Here is a 17676-nt window from a genome sequence, read left to right on the forward strand (position 1 = left end):
GCAGTGTGTTAGAAGACGACACTTCGGGGGCGGAAAAATGTCGAGCGTCACACCTACCGCGGTCGCGCGAGCAGGCCGGCCTCCCGCTGCGCGTCCAGGTGAGCCCACCGCATACAACGGACGCCCGATAGCGGCTGGTGTTGGGTCGTTTCGTCACCCCGTCTCGCCTCGAGCATCGGTGGCCGACCTTTGGTCAACGATGGAGATAGCGGCTGCTGCTGGCGAAACTGCCTTGCAGAAGACAGGAGCGCTTTCGCTCGACGCTCCAGCCAAGCTTCGGTTGAGCGCGTATGTACAGCAGGCCCGTCAGTACTATGAGGCCGCCATTCGCGCCGAGCCGATTGCCAAACCCCTCTTGGGGTACTATTTCGTACTCAATACCACTAAGGCGTATCTCACCCTTCGAGACCATCCGAGCACCGTTACACCTGGCATCAAGCACGGCATCGGCCAGGAGAACGGGCGCCTCGTTGGGCAGTACGACTTCTCTCAAGAGCACCTGCAAATCCAACAGGATGGTGTCTTTCACCTACTCGCTCGAAGTTCGGGCCGCGGCCACGTGTGGAGCCCGGGGATAATGCAGATCTCGCGACTCATCCCCTACCTGAACGAGAGCGTCGATCTATACGCCAGCGCCTTCAACAAGCGCCCCTCACTGATACCCATTGAGAACACGTACATTCGAGCCAGCGGCAAGAGACCGAATCGCCTTGCGTGGCTGGTCGTGGAAGTATCGCGCCTAGCTCTACGCGAGGCTGACCTCTCACCGAGAAAGTTGCTCGATGAAGCTGCGGCGTTTGCGAAATCCTTCGATCACGTAGAAAGTGATCGCGACGACGTGGTCAAGTATGAGTCGAAGCCCGCGGTGCCATACTCGGCCATGCCTCTCGCGTTGCCGGGGCTTCGTGAAGCTTTCGATCGTTCCTTGATCTCTCGTAACCGGACGCTCGCACACCCTCGCGACAACATCGTTTTATCTCCCCACCTCGGGCTGCTGTCAGCGGAGGCTCTGACATTCGCGGTCATGCTCCACCTGAGCAATATGGTGCGATATCGTCCCCACCACGTTGAGCAACTTCGGGGAAGCAGCCAGTGGTGGCTCTTCACGAGTTGGGTAGATCGCGCGTGCGAGAACTTTCTGCTCGCGATGTCGTCGCGAATATCGCTAGAGGAGCACCTCATCGAATGACGCATAGCCGATGCAGGCGGCATCCGCAGCACGCGAGGGTGCGCTGTGTGCGGCGCTCTGCTGTTCACGGCGAGTCTCAAAGCCTGGTTGCTCACTATTGCCATATCCCGAACCAGCTCGGACCGGAGTACAACGTGCACGTGCTGGAGTCGTTCGCGAAGCACGTGGCCCCGGCGCTGGGCTGGAAGCCGAACACTGAAGGGCCTGTCCAGGGCGATCCGGTCTGATCACGACCCACATCCTTGACACGGCGTCGTGGAACCCTGACGCTGGGTGACGGCGCGTCGATGGACGCACCGTCACCCCGCGCAGCTCCGGAGGCAGCGATGACCCGTGTTCGCGTCGATCTCAACATCTCGCTCGATGGCTTCGCCACGACGACCGATCAGACCCCGGAGAACCCCTTCGGTGAGGACTGGGGAAGACTGACCGCTGCGTACACGGCCACCCGCACCTTCCACGAACGCGTCTTCCTCGACACCAGTGGCGCCGGCACCACCGGTGTCGATGAGAAGTACGCCGCGCACTACTTCGAGAACATCGGCGCCGAGATCATGGGCGCCGGGATGTTCGGGCTCCACGCGAACCCCGACGACCCCGACTGGCGTGGGTGGTGGGGAGAGGAGCCGCCGTTCCACGCTCCGGTGTTCGTGCTGACCCACACACCGCGACCGTCGATCGAGTTCGCCAACGGCACGAGCTTCCACTTCCTCTCGGCCGCGCCGGACGAGGCGCTGCGCACGGCGGTGGCTGCTGCGGATGGACGCGACGTGCGCGTCGGAGGCGGGCCGACCACGGTGCGCGAGTATCTGCGTGCCGGTCTCGTCGACGAGCTGCACGTCGGCATCACCCCCATCCTCATCGGGAGCGGGATCCGTCTGTGGGACGACCTGCGCGGGTTCGAGTCCGGCTATCGCGTCACCTCGGAGGTCGCCGAGTCCGGCGTCACGCACATCACGTTCTCCCGCGAGGGCTGACTCTCGCGGGAGAATCGGATCTGGGAGGCTGGACCTGTGCGCATCCGACCGTTCCAGCCTGAAGACACCGACGCCGTCGTCGCCCTGTGGGCGGACGCAGGGCTCACACGACCGTGGAACGATTCTCGGAAGGACATCGCGCGGAAGCTGACGGTGCAGCCCGAGCTCTTCCTCGTGGCGGAGGACGAGACCGGGCGCATCCTCGGCGCGGTCATGGCGGGCTACGACGGGCATCGCGGGTGGATGAACTACCTCGCCACGCAGCTCGACTCCCGTGGGCTCGGGGTGGGCAGGGAGCTCGTGACCCACGTCGAGACCCGTCTGCGCGACCTGGGCTGCCCGAAGGTGAATCTGCAGGTGCGTGCGGGCAACGCGCAGGTGGTCGACTTCTACCGGCGGCTCGGCTACGAGATCGATGACACGGTCGATCTGGGCAAGAGGCTCATCCCCGACCTGAAGTCGTGAGGCCGCCGCGCAAGAGATCGACCGATACCTGGCTGAGGTCGCGCGGGAGATCGACCCTCGGTGCCGAGTACAACACCATGCACCTGGTCGCCGGCGACGCCGATGAAGCCCGACCCATCTTCACGGATGGCCTGCGGCGTGAGTCTGGAAACCGCGGAGTCGAAGCTTGGGCGAGTGTCGGGCACTCGGTTGGAGCTAACCACCGGGAGACCTAGAACGCCGAGGACCCGTGAGGACCCTCGGCGTTCTGCACGCTACGTCCGGCGACGGCGACCGGATCGTAGCAATCGTGCGATGCCGTGGCTGGCGGCAGCCGGAGCGTTCACCGAGCGCGACCCGGCATACCGTTCACTCCCCCCGCATGCTCGCGGCTTCAGTGCGCCGGTTCGCGGGGAACTTTGGGAGTGAGGGTGGCATTCGGCTCTTTGCAGCGATTGCTCAGCGCATCCTGAGGTCGAGTAGTCCTCTAACCACACTGGAGCTTGTAGTCACCTGGGCTATGCGGAGCCTCCGCAGCGATGACATCCTTCGCCCCGGAGGCTTTGAAGTACGACACAACGCGGAACGTGTGCTGCCCAGTCCCATTGCATTTGTAAAGGACACTCTTCTGCTCCATATTCCCGGTGCCAAAACTCTCGAAGGCCGCGGTTACAGCAACCTAAATCCACCCATTGGGCATGAAGACGATTGACCTGATGAACGTCTTTGTTACCGCTCCCCAACAACTAGAAATAGCTGGCTTCGCGCCAACCCCGCCGTGGGGAAGCCCTTTTGCGGAGGATCGTTTCCACATATTTCCCACGGCAAAATGGCGTCAGCCGGAAGTGGCGTTCCTTTCTGGGTAGACGAGATATTCGTCCGGGACATTCTCCGAACTTGTCGCTGTGAGCGGCGGGAGATCGAGTTCATCGCTCCCCGAAGAGGCTGCGTAGGCCGGGCCACCGGCTGCCATCATCCCGAGGATCAGCGATCCCGTGATAAGAAGACCGACCCTACGGTCGTGGAGTTGAAATTGCTTCAAGATAGTCGCCGAATGAAGCGCGTTGCGCACTTATGGCGTCTATTGTGAGTAGAGAGACGCATTTTTTCCTGTGGCCCGGTAGGGCACAGTAACAGGGGTAAGCAGAACGGAGAGGCCGCTGTCAGCTGCGTATCTCTCCTGGAATTCGTACGCGTCATCTTCGGCGTCGAACACGCCGATGAAACCAGGAGTATTTTCCAAGTACACGATCCACACCACCATAGATGGAACGTAGCACTTGCGGCTCGATCATCGGGAGATCTGGTTTTCAATGCTCCTGATGATCACCCTGGCCTATCACCGTTGTGGCCCCGCCTGACAATGCCGTCAAGAACTTCCTCGTCATGACCTCCTCTCATTGAAGAACCGGAAGCCTCAGTGTCTCCGACCCGTTAGCTCCGTGTCTGTAGGGTGTCTGGCCGACAGACAAAGCCCTGGCGACCGACTGAGATTTCCGCCGCTCCGTCCAGCGATCGAGCTCGTCACCGCGAAGACCGTCAACATAACGCGTGCGGTGCGCGAGCCGGCGGAAGGGAGCGGTTCCCGTTATCGAATACGGTTCGGCAGCTGCGACTGGTCTGCCAGGTCGCCGCCCTCATTGATCGAAGCGGGGGTGACGGTGTCGCTGCCACCTGGTTCCAGGGAATGAAACCTCAGCTCAGAGAACTCTCCCCGGTCCGAGTGCTGAATGAAGAGCGCACAGACGATGCCCGGCTTCGGGTGCTCCGCGTCGCCCTGGGTTTCGTCGCGCGTGCTGGGATCCTTGGAGCTGGTCGACGCGGTCTGCATGCCCGTATGGCGGGTCGGCTGCGCCCCAGAGATCCGTGGGCATGGATCGATTGCGCCCCAGAGATCCGTGGGCATGGATCGATCGAGACTACGCCTGCAACCCACGCTGGGATGATCCCTTCGTGTCGTTCCGCACACCTACACGGCCGATTCGCTGTGGGCTCGCGATTTGAAACGTCGAGACCGTTTTCGGTCGCCGATGAGGTCGGACATGTTGCGGTAGAGCGATGCGGATGAGTTTCCGCCCGGTGCACCCTTGGAGCGCGGGTCAGCTGCCCGTCGGCGGGCCGAACAGCTCCTCGCCGTGCTCGTGCAGGAGCTTGTAGGCGTCGGCGAAGGTCTCCGGCTCCGGTTCGCCGGGCTTGCCGTATCGCGCCAGGAGCAGACCCAGCAGGCCACGCGCGGGCGGCGTGAGCGGCTTCAGCTGGTCCTTCTCCCCGGGCTGCGGTGCGGAGTCCTCCGGATTCGGCGGTGTGTAGGCCGGGGTGGTGACCGGCCAGTCGGACGGATGCCGCGGCTTGTCGAGGTTCACGACGTTCAGCAGCGTGTTCGCGGACTGATCGCGGTCGTTGAGCGGCTCGAGACCGTGCAGGCGCGACAGGGTGGCGGTGACCGAACCGTGGTGCATCTCGTCGTGGATGATGCTGCCGCGCTTGGTGTAGGCCGACACGGCGATCGCCGGCACCCGGCACCCGAGTCGATCGAACGTGAAACCCATCTCGCCCGGTCCGGTCTCGGGTGTGGGCTTGGTCACGGCAGGGGGCGGCACATGGTCGTAGCAGCCACCGTGCTCGTCGAACGTGATCAGCAGCAAGGTGTTGACGGCGTTGGAACCCTTCGGGGAGGAGCTCGTGCGCACCGCCTCGTAGATGTCGTGGATGAGGCGGTCGCCTGCCCGCACATCTGAGATGGCGCTGTCGAACACAGCCTCGCCGTCGACCTCGCTCTCTCGGGGCGATCCGAACGGGGGATGGAAGTCGTTGTGGTCGTAGACCATCCGCGGCTCGATGAAGGCATACGCGGGGAGCTTCCCGGCCTTCGCCTCGGCGTAGAAGTCCTCCATCGTGCCGAAGTGCTCGGTGCGCCAGTACTTCTCCAGCACCGCCGCATGCAGCATCCCGGTGAACGAGACGAGCTGGAGCTTGTCGATGTAGATCTTCCAGCTCACCTTCTTGTCTTCGAGCCGGTTGAACACCGTGGGCGCTGCCGGCGCATCCAGCCACTTGCGGTAGCCGCCGCCCGCCTGATTGGTCACGAACCCGTGAGATGTGGAGGCGTGGAAGAACGAGCGGTTGCAGAAGGTCTGGGAGGGGACGCCGGCGTACCAGTGGTCGAACACCGCGAACTCCGCAGCGAGCGTCGACAGCACCGGCAGCATCTCGGGGGAGAAGGAGCCCATGATGTGCGCGGCCTCTTCGGGCTTCGGGGCGACGCCTTTGCGCAGCCGACGGAAGTTGATGATGTAGTCCTCGAGGAACCCCGACATCGTGGCCTTCTCGCCGTGCGTCGGGGCATTGAAGGGCGCGGTCATCTCGTCGACGAAGAGGTCGGCGTTCGTCGGAGGGTCGACCGTGCCGAAGATCTGTGTGTTGACGTGCGGATACTCCTCGCCCGGATCCGGATCGGGGAGGCTCATGATGCGGTCGGTGTCGCCCTCGTACACATGGGTGTCGACGACCGTGCCGTCGGATGCGGTGTTGCTGTAGGAGCCGAAGGCGAGGCCCTCGAACTTCTCCCCCTGCGGCAGGCTCTCCTTCGAGTACAGATATCCGAGGAGGTTGTCGAACGAGCGGTTCTCGCCCATCACGACGACGAGGTGGTCGAAGCCCGGTTCGCTGCGCGGGGTGAGGGCGGCGAACTGATCGGGTTCGGCCGCGAATCCGTCACGCGTGTTGCCGGCGATCGATGCTCCGATGGCCGCACCCCCGGCTCCACCGATCACGGCGCCGGCGAGGGCGGCCCCGCCCACCTTGAAGAAGCCTCGGCGGGAGGAATCGCGGGGAGCGTCGGGGGAGGAGGATACTTCTTCGGCCATGCCGCGATCCTATGACCGACTGCTCCTCGTCGGAGGACGACCTCCGACGAGGAGCGGATCCTGCCCTCAGGCGGCGGCGATCCAGAGCACGGCACCCTCACGCCAGCCGAGACCGGCCGTGCCCTCGGGGATCGGCTCCTCGTGCCGCGGACGCACGACGCGCATCCGCTTGCCCGCGAGCTCGACGATGTAGACGATGTCCGCTCCGCGGTAGACGTGCGTGACGACCTCGACGCTCACCGGGGCGTCGGGGCCGACGACGGGGGAGAGGCGCAGGTCTTCCTGACGGAGCACCACTTCTCCTGCGCCATCGGGTCCTGCGCCGGTCATCGGCACTGAGATCGCGGTGCCGTCGAGCGTGGCGACCGCACCGGAGCGGGTGGCCGGGAGCAGGTTGGCGGCACCGATGAAGTCGGCGGCGAACGGGGTGCGCGGCGCGCCGTAGAGCTCGGCCGGTGCGCCCTCCTGCTCGATCACACCGCCGTTCATCAGGACGATGCGGTCGGAGAGGCTCATCGCCTCCTCCTGGTCGTGGGTGACGAACACGGTGGTCAGGCCGAGCGTGCGGTGCAGCTCCTTCAGCTCGACCTGCATGTCCTCCCGCAGGCGGGCGTCGAGGTTCGACAGCGGTTCGTCGAGCAGGAGCACGCGGGGCTCGAACGCGATCGCACGGGCCAGCGCGACGCGCTGCTGCTGCCCGCCCGACAGCTGTGCCGGCATCCGATCGGCCAGGTGGCCCATCTGCACCCGCTCGAGCGCGCGGACGGCGAGTTCCTTCTGCTCGGACTTGGACTTCTCGCCCGACATGCGCAGACCGAAGCGCACGTTCTCGACCACGCTCATGTGCGGGAAGAGTGCGTAGCTCTGGAACATCATGCCGAGATGGCGCTTCTCGGGCGGAAGGTCGGTGACATCCTGTCCCGCGATCTCGATGGTGCCGCCGCTGGGCGATTCGAGGCCGGCGATGCAGCGCAGGAGCGTGGTCTTGCCGCAGCCCGAGGGGCCGAGCAGCGAGACGAACTCCCCGGACTGCATCGAGAGGTCGATGCCCTTGAGCACCGAGGTCCCCTTGAAGTCCTTGGTGAGAGCAGTGATGGTGAGTGTTGTCATCAGACGAACAACCTTCCCAGGCCGATGATGCGTTCGAGGACGATCATGAGGACGACGGTGAGCAGGACCATGAGAGTCGAGACCGCCGCCACGGTGGGCGACGTGCTGAACTCCAGCTGGCCGTAGATGGCGATGGGGAGCGTCTCGAGCTGCGGGGTGCGCAGGAAGAGGGCGATGACCGCATCGTCGAACGAGATGTTGAAGGCGAAGAACGCTCCGGCCGCGATGCCGGGGCGGGCGATCGGGAGCACCACCAGGCGGTAGCGGTTCCAGGCGCTGGCGCCGAGGGTGCGCGCGGCCTCCTCGGTGAAGTGGTCGGCCCTGGTCATCACGCCCGTGACGGTGCGCATGACGTACGGGATCGCGATCACCACGTGGATCGCGATCAGGACGCCGACGTTCGGCGCCCCGATCGTGAGGGACGAGATCGACAGCGCACCGATGGCGAGGATGATCGTGGGGATCGTCAGCGGCGACATCAGCAGCCCCTGGATGGCGGCACCACCCGGAACCTTGAACCGGGTGAGCGCGAGTGCGGCCGCGGTGCCGATGGATGCGGCGACGATCGCGACCGTGATGCCCACCAGCAGGCTCAGACGGAACGGCTCGAGGTAGGTGTCGGAGGTGAGCGCCTCGACATACCAGTCGAGAGTGAAGCCCTGACCCGGGAAGGTCAGGAAGCGGTTCTCGCCCACCGATGCACCGGCGACGACCATGAGCGGCACGAGCATGTAGAGCGTCACCACGACGCCGAGGACGATGGCGAGGACCCTGCCGAGGATCGGAACGGAACGGACCATGGTCACACCTTCTGCTTCCCGAGTCGGGACGTGGCTGCGAGCACGAGCATGACGCCGGCGAACAGCAGCACGGCCTGTGCGGCCGCGAACGACCAGTCGAGGTTGGTGGTCGCGTCGATGTAGATGGTCTGGGCGAACACCGGGATCTGCGCCCCGCCGATGAAGCGCGGCGTAATGAACGAGCTGACCGACAGGACGAAGACGAGCGAGGCTCCGGCGACGATGCCGGGGATCGCGAGGGGGAGGACGACGTGCCACAGCGTGCGCCAGAATCCGGCGCCGAGCGTGCGTGCGGCCTCTTCGAGCTGCGGCCGGATGCCCGACACGACGCCGAGGATGCTCAGCACCGCGAATGGCAGGAGCACCTGCACCATCGCGATCACGACACCGGTCTCGGTGCCGAGGAAGCCCTGTGTGCCGCCGACGAGGAACTCGGCTCCGGGGATCTTCATCAGCAGACCCGACGGGCCCATCAGCACCACCCAGCCGAAGGTGCGGACCACGACGCTGGTCATGAGGGGGAGGATCACGACGATCAGCAGGAAGGAGCGCACCTTCGAGCCGGCGCGGGCCATGACGTAGGACAGCGGGATCGCGATGATCAGCGTGATCACCGTCTGGATCACCCCCAGGCGGAGCGAGCGCAGCGCCGCCTGGAGGTGATATTCACTCGTGAACAACCGGGTGAAGTTGTCGAGGGTGAACCCGCCTGCCGACGATTGCACGCTCATGAGGAGCATGCCAGCCACCGGGGTGATGAAGGCGAGCGCGAGCAGCACGATCGCCGGCAGGAGCAGGAGCCAGGGCTCCCTACGGGTTCGCACACTCATTTGGTGATCAGCGCATTCCACTCATCGGTCCAGGCCGGTCGCGAGGCCGCGACATCGCCCGGAGCGTAGACGACGACCGTCTCGAGCTCGTCACCGGTCAGCACGGCGTCCGCAGCCTCGTCGGAGAGCTCGGTCTTGGTGTTGACCGGCGAGTACCGCATGCTCTCCGCGAAGACGGCCTGCGCTTCGGGGCGCAGTTCGAAATCGATGAAGAGCTTCGCGAGGTCGGGGTTGTCCCGGCCCTCGACCACGTTCGCCGTGATGAGAGAGGCGGTGACGCCTTCTTCCGGGACGATGAACTCTACCGGAAGGCCCGCGTCCTGCAGCGTGCCGGCGTAGTCCATCGCGTACGGTGCGAGCCAGGTGTCGCGCTGGGCGAAGGCGGTCTGCAGATCGGGCGAGGTGGGGACGACGATCGCGTCACCCGAGGAGGCGAGGGCACCGAGGTCGGTGATCGCCTGCGACGGGTCGTCGATGCCCCCGCCGAGCGCGTCGGCGACACGGAGCATCGAGAGCACGCCGTACGTGTTCGAGAAGTCCGTGAGCGCGACGTGGCCCGCGTAGGCCTCGTCGAACAGGTCGAGCCACGAGGTGGGCGCCGGAGCGTCCGCCTCGGTGTTGTAGACCAGCCCGATCGGGGCGAGCTGGATGACCGGACCTTCACCGCGCTCGAGCCCGGCGGTCGCCAGGTCGATCAGGTTGCCGGACTCGGACAGCTCGTCGGCCGCGATCGGCGCGATGAGACCATCCGCGGCGGCGGTGAACTCCTGCCCTCCGGAGAAGTGCACGACATCGATCTGCGGGCTCGCCTTCTGAGCGGTGACCTGCGCGAGGGCATCGGCGCTGTAGAGCGTGATCAGCTCCACCTTGGCGCCGGTCTCCTCCTCGAAGGGATCGACGACGGCCTCGATGAAGGCCTTCTCCCAGTCGCCGCCGAACGAGGTGACGACGATGGTCTCGCCGGCGAACTCCTTGTCGCCGGACGAAGCGCTGTCGTCACCGGCAGCACAGCCGGCGAGGACGAGGGCGCCGGTGGCGACGAGCGCACCGGTGGTGAGGATTCTTCGGGTATTCATGCACTGCTCCTTCGGGATGGGTCCAGCACTGAGTAGACGCCTAGACCAGGCGTCCGATGGTGAGCTGCTTCGCTCCGTCGATGCGGATCGCCGCGCTCTCCTTGGCGAACTCCGCGAGTCCTTCGGTGATGCCGCCCCAGATGTTGACGGGTGTCCATCCGAGCGGGCCGAGAGTACGGGCACCACGATCGTAGAAGACCCCGATCTCGTACCACTCGAACGGCAGGCCGCCCATCTGCATAGGGCGCTGCCAGTACCACTGCAGATCACCCGGCGCCGGCACGACCTGCTGGTTCTCGAACGGCACCTTCTCGGGGTCGAAGTTCTGCGCCTCTTCGGGGAGGCCGACCATGACCTCGGGGCCGGCGTACATCGCGTGCATCGCCTGCATGGTGACCGGCTTCTCCAGCGCACCCCACATGGCCTCGCAGGTGCGAGGGGCGAGGTCCTCGAACAGGGTGGCGACGGCGCGGACGCCGTTCTCGTACTCGAGGAAGACCTGCTTGGTCATCGTGTTCCTTTCTCCGCAGCGGGGTGTTCCGCTGCTCGTTCACGGGCGGCCGAGACGAACGCCGCGAACAGCGGCATCTCCTCTGCGGCCTCATCGGGGGCGATCATCTTCTCGGGGTGCCACTGCACCGCCCAGAAGGGCCAGTCGTCGTCGGCCTCGACGGCTTCGACGATGCCGTCCGGTGCCCACGCGACCGGGTGGAGGCCGGGGGCGGGGACGTCGATCGACTGGTGGTGGATGGTGTTCACGATCCGCTGCCTGGTGCCGTAGAGCGCGGCGAGACGGCTGCCCTCGCTGAGGACGATCGGATGCCGAGCCGAGAGCTGCTGGTCGGCACCGCGGACGGGTTCGTGGTGCTCGGTGGACGGGATGTCGACGACGAGGGATCCACCGAAGGCGATGTTGCTCACCTGGAGTCCGCGGCAGATCGCGAGCACGGGGATCCCCCGGCGGCGCGCACCGAGGGCGAGCGCGATCTCGAACCCGTCGCGGGAGGGGTCGTAGCTCTTCCCCTCCTGCGCCTGGGCGCCGTAGCGCGACGGGTGCACGTCTTCTCCGCCGGAGAGGACCAGCCCGTCGAGACGGTCGAGCACGTCGTCGACCCCTGCCGTCGGGGGCAGCAGCACGACCGCGCCGCCGGCTGCCTCGATGGGGGCGACATACTCCGTGCCCAGGCTGTGCGCCGGGCGGCCGCTGCCCAGGTCGGTGTCGATGAAACGGCGCCAGGTGGTGATGCCGATGAGCGGTCGGGTCATGAGAGCTCGATCCAGGTGGTCTTCAGATCGGTGAACTTCTCGAGCGCGTGCAGGCTCTTGTCCCGGCCGAAGCCCGAGCCCTTGACCCCGCCGAAGGGGATCGTCATATCGCCCTCTTCGAAGCAGTTGACCCACACGACACCGGCGCGCAGGCGGCGTGAGAGGGTGTGCACGGCGTTGAGGTCGGTGCTCCACAGGGCAGCAGCGAGGCCGAACTCCGTGCCGTTGGCGATCGCGAGTGCGTCCTCGACATCGTCGTAGGCGATGACCGAGAGCACGGGGCCGAAGACCTCGCGCTGCGCGACCTCGTGCTGGGGCGTGACGCCGAGCACGACGGGCGCGAAGTAGCTGCCGCCGTCGACGGCGTGGAATCGCTCGGCGCTGCCGGCCGCGAGTTCGCCGCCCTCGGCCTGGGCGCGCTCGACGAAGCCGGTGATGCCCGCGAGCTGTCTCTCACTGACGATCGCGCCCATCGAGGTGGAGACCTCGAACGGGTCTGCAGGCAGGCTGGTGCGTGCGACGTCGGCGGCGATCTCCAGCGCGCGGTCGCGCTGGGCGCGCGGGACGAGAAGGCGGGAGGATGCCGTGCACATCTGGCCCTGGTTATAGAAGCAGCCGTCGGCGGTGGCCCGCACGGCGCGCTCCAGGTCGGCATCCGGCAGCACCAGACTCGCGGTCTTGCCGCCGAGCTCCGGCCAGACGCGCTTGCCGTTGGAGGCGGCCGAGTAGCCCAGGAACTTGCGGCCCACTTCGGGCGAACCCGTGAAGGTGACGACGTCGACGTCGTGGTGCTCGCCCAGAGCGCGGCCGGCGACCTGTCCGGTGCCCGGCGTGACGTTGAGGACGCCGGCGGGGATTCCGGCCTCGTGTGCGAGCTCGGCCAGACGGAGCGCGGAGAAGGTGGTGTGCTCGGCGGGCTTGAGCACGACGCTGTTGCCGACGGCGAGGGCGGGGGCGAGCTTCCAGGCGGTCATGGTCAGCGGGAAGTTCCACGGCACGACGGCCGCGACCACGCCTGCCGGCTCTCGCGTGACGAGGGCCAGGCTGCCCGGGGCGGTGACCGGGATCTCGTCGAGGACCTTGTCTGCGGCCTCGCCGTACCAGCGGAAGCAGTTCACGACGGCGCGGAGTTCTGTCTGGAGCGCCTCGCGGACGGGCTTGCCCATCTCGAGCGAGATGGTGAGCGCGAGTTCTTCGGCGTTGTCGTGGATCCTCTGGGCGAAGGCGATCAGCAGCTGGCCGCGTTCACGAGGGGCGATTCGCGACCACACGCCGGAGTCGAAGGCTGCGCGGGCGGAGCGGACGGCGCGATCGACATCGCCCACCGAGGCGGCGCTGATCTTCGGGAGCGCACGTCCGTCTCGCGGAGCCACCGGAGTCAGGGGCTCGGCCGAGCCCTCCTCCCACGCGCCGCCGATGAACATGCGCGTGTGCAGGGGCAGGGTCGCCGCGCGATCCGCCCAGTCGTCTCCAGTAGCCGTGAACACGTTCGTCCTCTCCAGGGGTGATGGCCCTGGAGAGGATACTTGCTCTATTTCGCCACTAGGTCAAGCTGTTAAGAACGATCTCGCCATTTCGTTACATGCCAGTAACAGAATCAGACTACAAACGGATGGCTCCGGTGGGCATGTCATTCGCCAGCGCCTCGGGGGCCTCGTCCACGATCAGAGATCCGCGCAGCACCGGTGTGATGACCACCAGCGACTCCACGACCTCCAGGCCCTCGTGGCCTGCCACGGCCGGCCCGGTGAGGAATTCGTAGAACTCGTCGGCGTCCTTCACGAGCACGTTGGCGAGCAGTTGCGAGGTGCCGGTGGTCGCGGCGATGAACTTCACCTCGGGCGCCGCCGCCAGAGCGGTACCCACCTTCTCGAGGCGCGCCATCGGCACGCGGAGCCAGACGAGCGCCTCCAGTCCCAGGCCGAACAGGCTCGGTACGACCTCGGTGCGCGGATGCATCAGGCCGCGGCGATTCAGGGACTCCATCCGCCGCCGGGTGGTCGTGACGTTCAGGCCGAGCGAACGCGCCAGCTGGGCGACCGGCATGCGCCCGTCCTTCAGCAGCAGCCGGATGAGTGCCTCTTCGTCTTCGCTCAGCGAATCGGCCGGGTCGACCTCGGAGCCGGACGACTCGTCGAGCAGACGCGCCTGTTCGTCGGTGAGCACTCCCGCGCGCCAGTCATGCCCCGAGCGGAAGAACTTCAGCACCGTCGTGACGTTGATCGAGTCGATGCCCTCGAGCTCGGGGAAATCGGTGAAGAGCAGCTCTCGGATCGAGGCGTCGTCGTGGGGGAGCAGCATCCCGGCGATGTCGCTGCTGCCTTCGAGCACCGATACCGACGAGGCATCGGCTCGCCGTGCCAGGGTGCGCGCCACGTGCCACAGGGCGTGCGGCTCGGTGGTGATGCGGAAGAGCACGGCTCTGGCATGGAGAACGCGCGAAGGATCGACGTACGTGGAGACACGCACCAGGCCTCGGTCGAGCAGCCGCTGGCCGCGACGGGCGACCGTGCGCTCCGGCAGATCGACCACGCGGCCGATCTCCCCCCAGGACGCACGGCCGTTCACCTGCAGGGCCGCGGCGACGATCCGATCGGTCTCGTCGGCCATCACATCGTTCGCGGGCACTTGCTCTCCTTCACCGGGGACGGACTCGGTGGAAGGTTATCCCAGTACGGGGTGCCGTCGAGGCGTCGGTGAATCTGCCGATGTGCCTCAGATGTCGCTGAAGTCGTTGCCACCGGTGCTGAGGCGGCTCACGACGTCGCCGGTGACCTTGAGGTCGATGTACTCCACACCGACCTCACCGGGATTCACGAGAGACGAGGTGCCGGGAACTTCTCGCACGCCGATGCTGAGGTAGTCGGCGACGCCATCTCCGTCCTCATCCCACCCGTCCACTGCCCCTGCGGCCATCGCCTCGGCGCGCGTCGAACCGATGCCGATGCCCTCCGGGGTACGGACGATCACCCCCGGCGCATCCGCCGACACGACCAAGTCGATACGGGTCTCACGGACCGTCGCCTTCGTTCCCTGCCAGTCGTATCCGGCGTACACCGAACCGTACGGGCCCTCGACGGGCGCTTCCGTCGGCGCGGCCCCGAAGGCGGCGGTGAGGGCCGCGACAGCGCCGTCCGGGTCGTCGTACGCGAGCACAGGGCCGTCGTCGATCGAAAGACCGTCGACCGAGATCTCCACCACACGGTCCGCGGGCGTCGCCGACGGAGAGGCGACGGGCGACGATGACGGCGACGGTGTCGCTGTGCTGTCCGTGCTCGCGGGTGCGCAGGCGGTGAGCGAGAAACCCAGGAGGGCGGCTGCAGCGGAAGCGAGGGCGAGGCGAGAGCGATTGCGCATGTCCCGAGCCTAGGGTGTGCGCCGGGAGGGGGCCGCCCCGCCGCTCGGCGGAATCTACATCGTTTCGATGAGATGTCCGGGCCAGTGAAGTGGGCGTCGTCCGGGCCGAAACCCGCACGACGCCCACTGGCGGCCTACTCCGCCTCGGTCGTCTCCATCGAGGCGTGCTGGCGACGGCGGCGCATCGCGAACAGACCGAGGCCCGCCGCGAGCAGGACCACCGCGGCGATCACGTAGGGCGCGCTGTCGGCGCCGGTCGTGGCGAGGTCGCCGCCGGTCGACCCTCCGGTGCTCGTACCCGGGGTTGTGTTGCCCCCACCGGCTGCCGCGATGACGGTGAGCGAGGTGGTGATCTCGGTGCCGTCGGCGCGGATCACAGCGAGCGTGTGCGCGCCGGCCGGGGTGTTCGCGGGGATCGTCAGCGTGCGCTGGAACGAGCCGTCCGTGCCGGCGGTCGCCGTGCCCAGCTGCACCGGGTCGGACCGCAGCTCGAACCGCAGCTGAGCGCCCTCCGCGAAGCCGCTTCCGGACACCGTGACGGTGCCGCCGGCCTTCACGGAGGCCGCGCCGAGCTCGACCTTCGCCGGGACCTCGGGCTCCGGAGGCGTGACGCCGTCTTCGGTGACCCACTTCTCACCGGCATCCGACTTGGTCACGGTGAACGTGTCGTAGACGGCGCCGAGGGGAAGGTCGGTCGTGGCGCCCGGCTGCTTCTCGGCGAGGTACGAGCGGTAGACCAGCTGGTTCTTCGACACGTCGATCACCTGATAGGTCGTGACGCCCTGGCCGCGCAGCACCTGGGTGGCGCCGTTGTTGGTCCAGACGTTCTTCTCGGGCGTCTCCAGGTCGTAGTGCTTCGCACCCGAGTTCGACACGACGTAGACCGGGCCGGTGGTGAGTCCCGGGGTCTCGGTCGCATCGGTGTTCACATAGCCGCGGGCGTACGTGTGGTCGTGACCCATGAGCACCAGGTCGATGTCGTTGCGCTGGAAGACCGGCAGCCACTCGGCGCGCAGCACCGGCTCGTCACGACCCTCGGAAGCCGAGAACACCGGCTGGTGGAACGTGACGACATTCCACTTCGACGGGCTGTTCTGCAGCAGCAGGTCGAGCCAGGCGCCCTGGAAGCGGGTCCAGAGCACGCCGATCTGCGAGGAGGGGCACTCCGCGCCGGTGCAAGAGGGGAGGCCGGCGGGGGTGAGGAAGGTGGTGTCGCGGGTCGCGTTCAGCGTGATGAACCGCACGCCCTGGTAGTCGGTGTAGTACGCGGTCTCCGCGGCGAACGAGCTCCAGTGGTCGAAGAACGCGCGGTACTGCTGTGCGACCGCGGAGTCGCCCTTCGCGAGCTCGGCCAGCTCGCCCACCGAGCTCGTCGACGGGTTGTTGTGCGGGTACTCGAACGCGGCCTTCCATGCCGTCAGCAGCTTGTCGCCCGAGTACTCGTGGTTGCCGGGGGCGGCCATCACGTTGGTGCGGACGGCCGAGTCCTTCATGCCCTTGAACCAGTTGACCCATTCGTTCTCGTTGCTCGACGAGTTGATCAGGTCGCCTGCGTGCACCGAGCCGATGGAGCGAGGCGCCTTGGCCTCGGCCTGCTTCACGACGCTCGGCCACGTGGTGTCGAGGCCGATCTGCGCGTCGCCGTAGTAGATGAACTGGAAGTCCGTGGCCGCAGGATCGGCGGTGCGGAAGGTGAACCAGTCGCTCCAGCTGCCGGGGAGGCCGACACGGTAGCGGTACTCGGTCGCGGCGGTGAGTCCGGTCACGGTGGCCGAGAAGTGCTTGTTCGGGTTGCCGTTCACCACACCCGCGTCGTAGGCGTCGACCGTGCGGGAATCGCCGCCGGCGGACGGAGCGATCTCGACCTGTCCGACCGTGTGCGAGGCGTCGCCGGCGAGCCAGGAGAACGACTGTGAGACGGCGGGCTGCTCGGTCGGTGTGAGGATCACCCGGGTCGGCGGCGCGACGACGGGGGTGCCGGGAGCGGATGCTTCGACGAGGGTCAGCGACGACATGTCGAAGAAGATGTCCGAGCTGGTCTCGCGGTCCTGGAACAGCGACACGGCGATGGTGTTCGTGCCGTCGTGCAGCAGGTCGCCTTCCGCGCTGAACGTGCTGGTGAGCGGGCTGCCGTTGCCGTCGCCGGCATACTCGACGTTCACCGTGTCGGTGATGCGTCCGTCGACGTAGCGGGCGACCTCGGTGCCGTTGATCCAGACGATGATCGCGTCGTCGTACGTGATGGTGCTCTGCAGAGCCGCGACCTGCTCGGCGACGCCGGCTTCGAGCTCGAACGTCGTGCGGAAGAAGTAGGTGGGAACGGTGGGGGCGGCCGCACCGTCGAGGTAGTGGTTCAGAAGCGTCTTCGGCGTCTGCGAGCCCACAGGCGCGAGCTTTCCGCCCTTGGCTCCGAACGAGCCCGCTGCCGACTTCCATGCACTGTCGTCATAGGCGGGCAGGGTCCAATCGCGCAGAGCCGCCGGAGCGGGAGACGGGTCGGAGCCGTCGTCGAGGTAATGCCAGGCCGTGTCGCCGGTGATCAGCGATCCCGTCGGCACCTCGGGGTCGGGAGCGGCGAGGGCCGCGGGGGCGACGACAGCGCCGGCGAGCAGGGCGAGCAGCGCGACGGAGGTCAGTCCGCGACGTCGCCACCGCACCGCAGGGGTGGGGGAGGTCATGTCAGTCCTTCAGGGTGGGGGTTTCCGTGCGCAGTCGCACGATGCCCCTCCACCCCATCGAAGACGGATGACCGGGGGTTGGC

Annotated in this window: 15 protein-coding genes and 1 pseudogene; 4 read left to right on the forward strand and 12 right to left on the reverse strand. The window is 66.7% G+C overall.

Going from position 1 to position 17676, the window contains the following annotated elements; translation table 11 throughout:
- The first annotated feature begins 178 nt into the window (after positions 1–178).
- The 4 genes and pseudogenes from F6W70_RS16950 (at position 179) to F6W70_RS16965 (ending at position 2631) form a co-directional block, all read left to right on the forward strand.
- Positions 179–1189, forward strand: a complete 1011-nt coding sequence (locus F6W70_RS16950; protein WP_170287951.1) for a YaaC family protein — start codon at positions 179–181, stop codon at positions 1187–1189.
- 104 nt (positions 1190–1293) lie between these two features.
- Positions 1294–1416, forward strand: a pseudogene (locus F6W70_RS18020) (LLM class flavin-dependent oxidoreductase); the annotation flags it as partial.
- 99 nt (positions 1417–1515) lie between these two features.
- Positions 1516–2166 carry a dihydrofolate reductase family protein gene (locus F6W70_RS16960; protein ID WP_055875418.1) on the forward strand — a complete coding sequence of 217 codons (651 nt, stop codon included), beginning with the start codon at positions 1516–1518 and terminating at the stop codon, positions 2164–2166.
- Positions 2167–2202: 36 nt separating this feature from the next.
- Positions 2203–2631 carry a GNAT family acetyltransferase gene (locus F6W70_RS16965; RefSeq protein WP_151487401.1) on the forward strand — a complete coding sequence of 143 codons (429 nt, stop codon included), beginning with the start codon at positions 2203–2205 and terminating at the stop codon, positions 2629–2631.
- Between the two features lie 1567 nt (positions 2632–4198).
- On the opposite strand, the gene F6W70_RS16970 is transcribed toward F6W70_RS16965, so the two are convergent.
- From F6W70_RS16970 to F6W70_RS17025, 12 genes are all read right to left on the reverse strand, one after another.
- A complete protein-coding gene (locus tag F6W70_RS16970) occupies positions 4199–4516 on the reverse strand; it encodes a hypothetical protein (RefSeq protein WP_151487402.1) in 318 nt (105 codons plus the stop codon).
- Positions 4517–4709: 193 nt separating this feature from the next.
- A complete protein-coding gene (locus F6W70_RS16975; protein WP_151487403.1) occupies positions 4710–6476 on the reverse strand; it encodes an alkaline phosphatase family protein in 1767 nt (588 codons plus the stop codon).
- A 66-nt stretch (positions 6477–6542) separates the two neighbouring features.
- A complete protein-coding gene (locus F6W70_RS16980) occupies positions 6543–7586 on the reverse strand; it encodes an ABC transporter ATP-binding protein (protein WP_151487404.1) in 1044 nt (347 codons plus the stop codon).
- Positions 7586–8386 carry an ABC transporter permease gene (locus tag F6W70_RS16985; RefSeq protein ID WP_031205837.1) on the reverse strand — a complete coding sequence of 267 codons (801 nt, stop codon included), beginning with the start codon at positions 8384–8386 and terminating at the stop codon, positions 7586–7588. Before F6W70_RS16985 ends, F6W70_RS16980 begins: the two co-directional genes overlap by 1 nt.
- 2 nt (positions 8387–8388) lie before the next feature.
- A complete protein-coding gene (locus tag F6W70_RS16990) occupies positions 8389–9216 on the reverse strand; it encodes an ABC transporter permease (RefSeq protein WP_055875410.1) in 828 nt (275 codons plus the stop codon).
- Positions 9213–10292 (reverse strand): extracellular solute-binding protein, encoded by a 1080-nt coding sequence (locus tag F6W70_RS16995; protein WP_055875407.1) that lies wholly within the window; start codon positions 10290–10292, stop codon positions 9213–9215. Before F6W70_RS16995 ends, F6W70_RS16990 begins: the two co-directional genes overlap by 4 nt.
- Before the next feature lie 40 nt (positions 10293–10332).
- On the reverse strand, positions 10333–10803 hold the full coding sequence (locus tag F6W70_RS17000) for a DUF3830 family protein (protein WP_017829890.1): 471 nt from the start codon (positions 10801–10803) through the stop codon (positions 10333–10335).
- Positions 10800–11558, reverse strand: coding sequence for a gamma-glutamyl-gamma-aminobutyrate hydrolase family protein (locus tag F6W70_RS17005; RefSeq protein ID WP_151487405.1), 759 nt, complete (start codon positions 11556–11558; stop codon positions 10800–10802). The genes F6W70_RS17000 and F6W70_RS17005 overlap by 4 nt, the downstream gene beginning before the upstream one ends.
- A complete protein-coding gene (locus tag F6W70_RS17010) occupies positions 11555–13045 on the reverse strand; it encodes an aldehyde dehydrogenase family protein (protein ID WP_055871477.1) in 1491 nt (496 codons plus the stop codon). The genes F6W70_RS17005 and F6W70_RS17010 overlap by 4 nt, the downstream gene beginning before the upstream one ends.
- A 115-nt stretch (positions 13046–13160) precedes the next feature.
- Complete coding sequence (locus F6W70_RS17015; RefSeq protein WP_151487406.1) at positions 13161–14186, reverse strand: Lrp/AsnC family transcriptional regulator; 1026 nt, start codon at positions 14184–14186, stop codon at positions 13161–13163.
- A gap of 87 nt (positions 14187–14273) precedes the next feature.
- The gene (locus F6W70_RS17020) at positions 14274–14915 is read right to left on the reverse strand and encodes a hypothetical protein (RefSeq protein ID WP_151487407.1); all 642 of its coding nucleotides are present in this window, start codon (positions 14913–14915) and stop codon (positions 14274–14276) included.
- 134 nt (positions 14916–15049) lie between these two features.
- Positions 15050–17593, reverse strand: a complete 2544-nt coding sequence (locus tag F6W70_RS17025) for a purple acid phosphatase family protein (RefSeq protein WP_151487408.1) — start codon at positions 17591–17593, stop codon at positions 15050–15052.
- Positions 17594–17676: the final 83 nt, after the last annotated feature.

Origin of the sequence: Microbacterium maritypicum, from assembly GCF_008868125.1 — a bacterium.
Lineage (GTDB): Bacteria > Actinomycetota > Actinomycetes > Actinomycetales > Microbacteriaceae > Microbacterium > Microbacterium maritypicum.

Bases quoted from the DNA above. Each gene is read 5' to 3' on its own strand.
- F6W70_RS16960 (WP_055875418.1), top strand. From the start codon at position 1,516: ATGACCCGTGTTCGCGTCGATCTCAACATCTCGCTCGATGGCTTCGCC.
- F6W70_RS16970 (WP_151487402.1), bottom strand. From the start codon at position 4,516: ATGCCCACGGATCTCTGGGGCGCAATCGATCCATGCCCACGGATCTCT.
- F6W70_RS16975 (WP_151487403.1), bottom strand. From the start codon at position 6,476: ATGGCCGAAGAAGTATCCTCCTCCCCCGACGCTCCCCGCGATTCCTCC.
- F6W70_RS16980 (WP_151487404.1), bottom strand. From the start codon at position 7,586: ATGACAACACTCACCATCACTGCTCTCACCAAGGACTTCAAGGGGACC.
- F6W70_RS16985 (WP_031205837.1), bottom strand. From the start codon at position 8,386: ATGGTCCGTTCCGTTCCGATCCTCGGCAGGGTCCTCGCCATCGTCCTC.
- F6W70_RS16990 (WP_055875410.1), bottom strand. From the start codon at position 9,216: ATGAGTGTGCGAACCCGTAGGGAGCCCTGGCTCCTGCTCCTGCCGGCG.
- F6W70_RS16995 (WP_055875407.1), bottom strand. From the start codon at position 10,292: ATGAATACCCGAAGAATCCTCACCACCGGTGCGCTCGTCGCCACCGGC.
- F6W70_RS17000 (WP_017829890.1), bottom strand. From the start codon at position 10,803: ATGACCAAGCAGGTCTTCCTCGAGTACGAGAACGGCGTCCGCGCCGTC.
- F6W70_RS17005 (WP_151487405.1), bottom strand. From the start codon at position 11,558: ATGACCCGACCGCTCATCGGCATCACCACCTGGCGCCGTTTCATCGAC.
- F6W70_RS17020 (WP_151487407.1), bottom strand. From the start codon at position 14,915: ATGCGCAATCGCTCTCGCCTCGCCCTCGCTTCCGCTGCAGCCGCCCTC.
- F6W70_RS17025 (WP_151487408.1), bottom strand. From the start codon at position 17,593: ATGACCTCCCCCACCCCTGCGGTGCGGTGGCGACGTCGCGGACTGACC.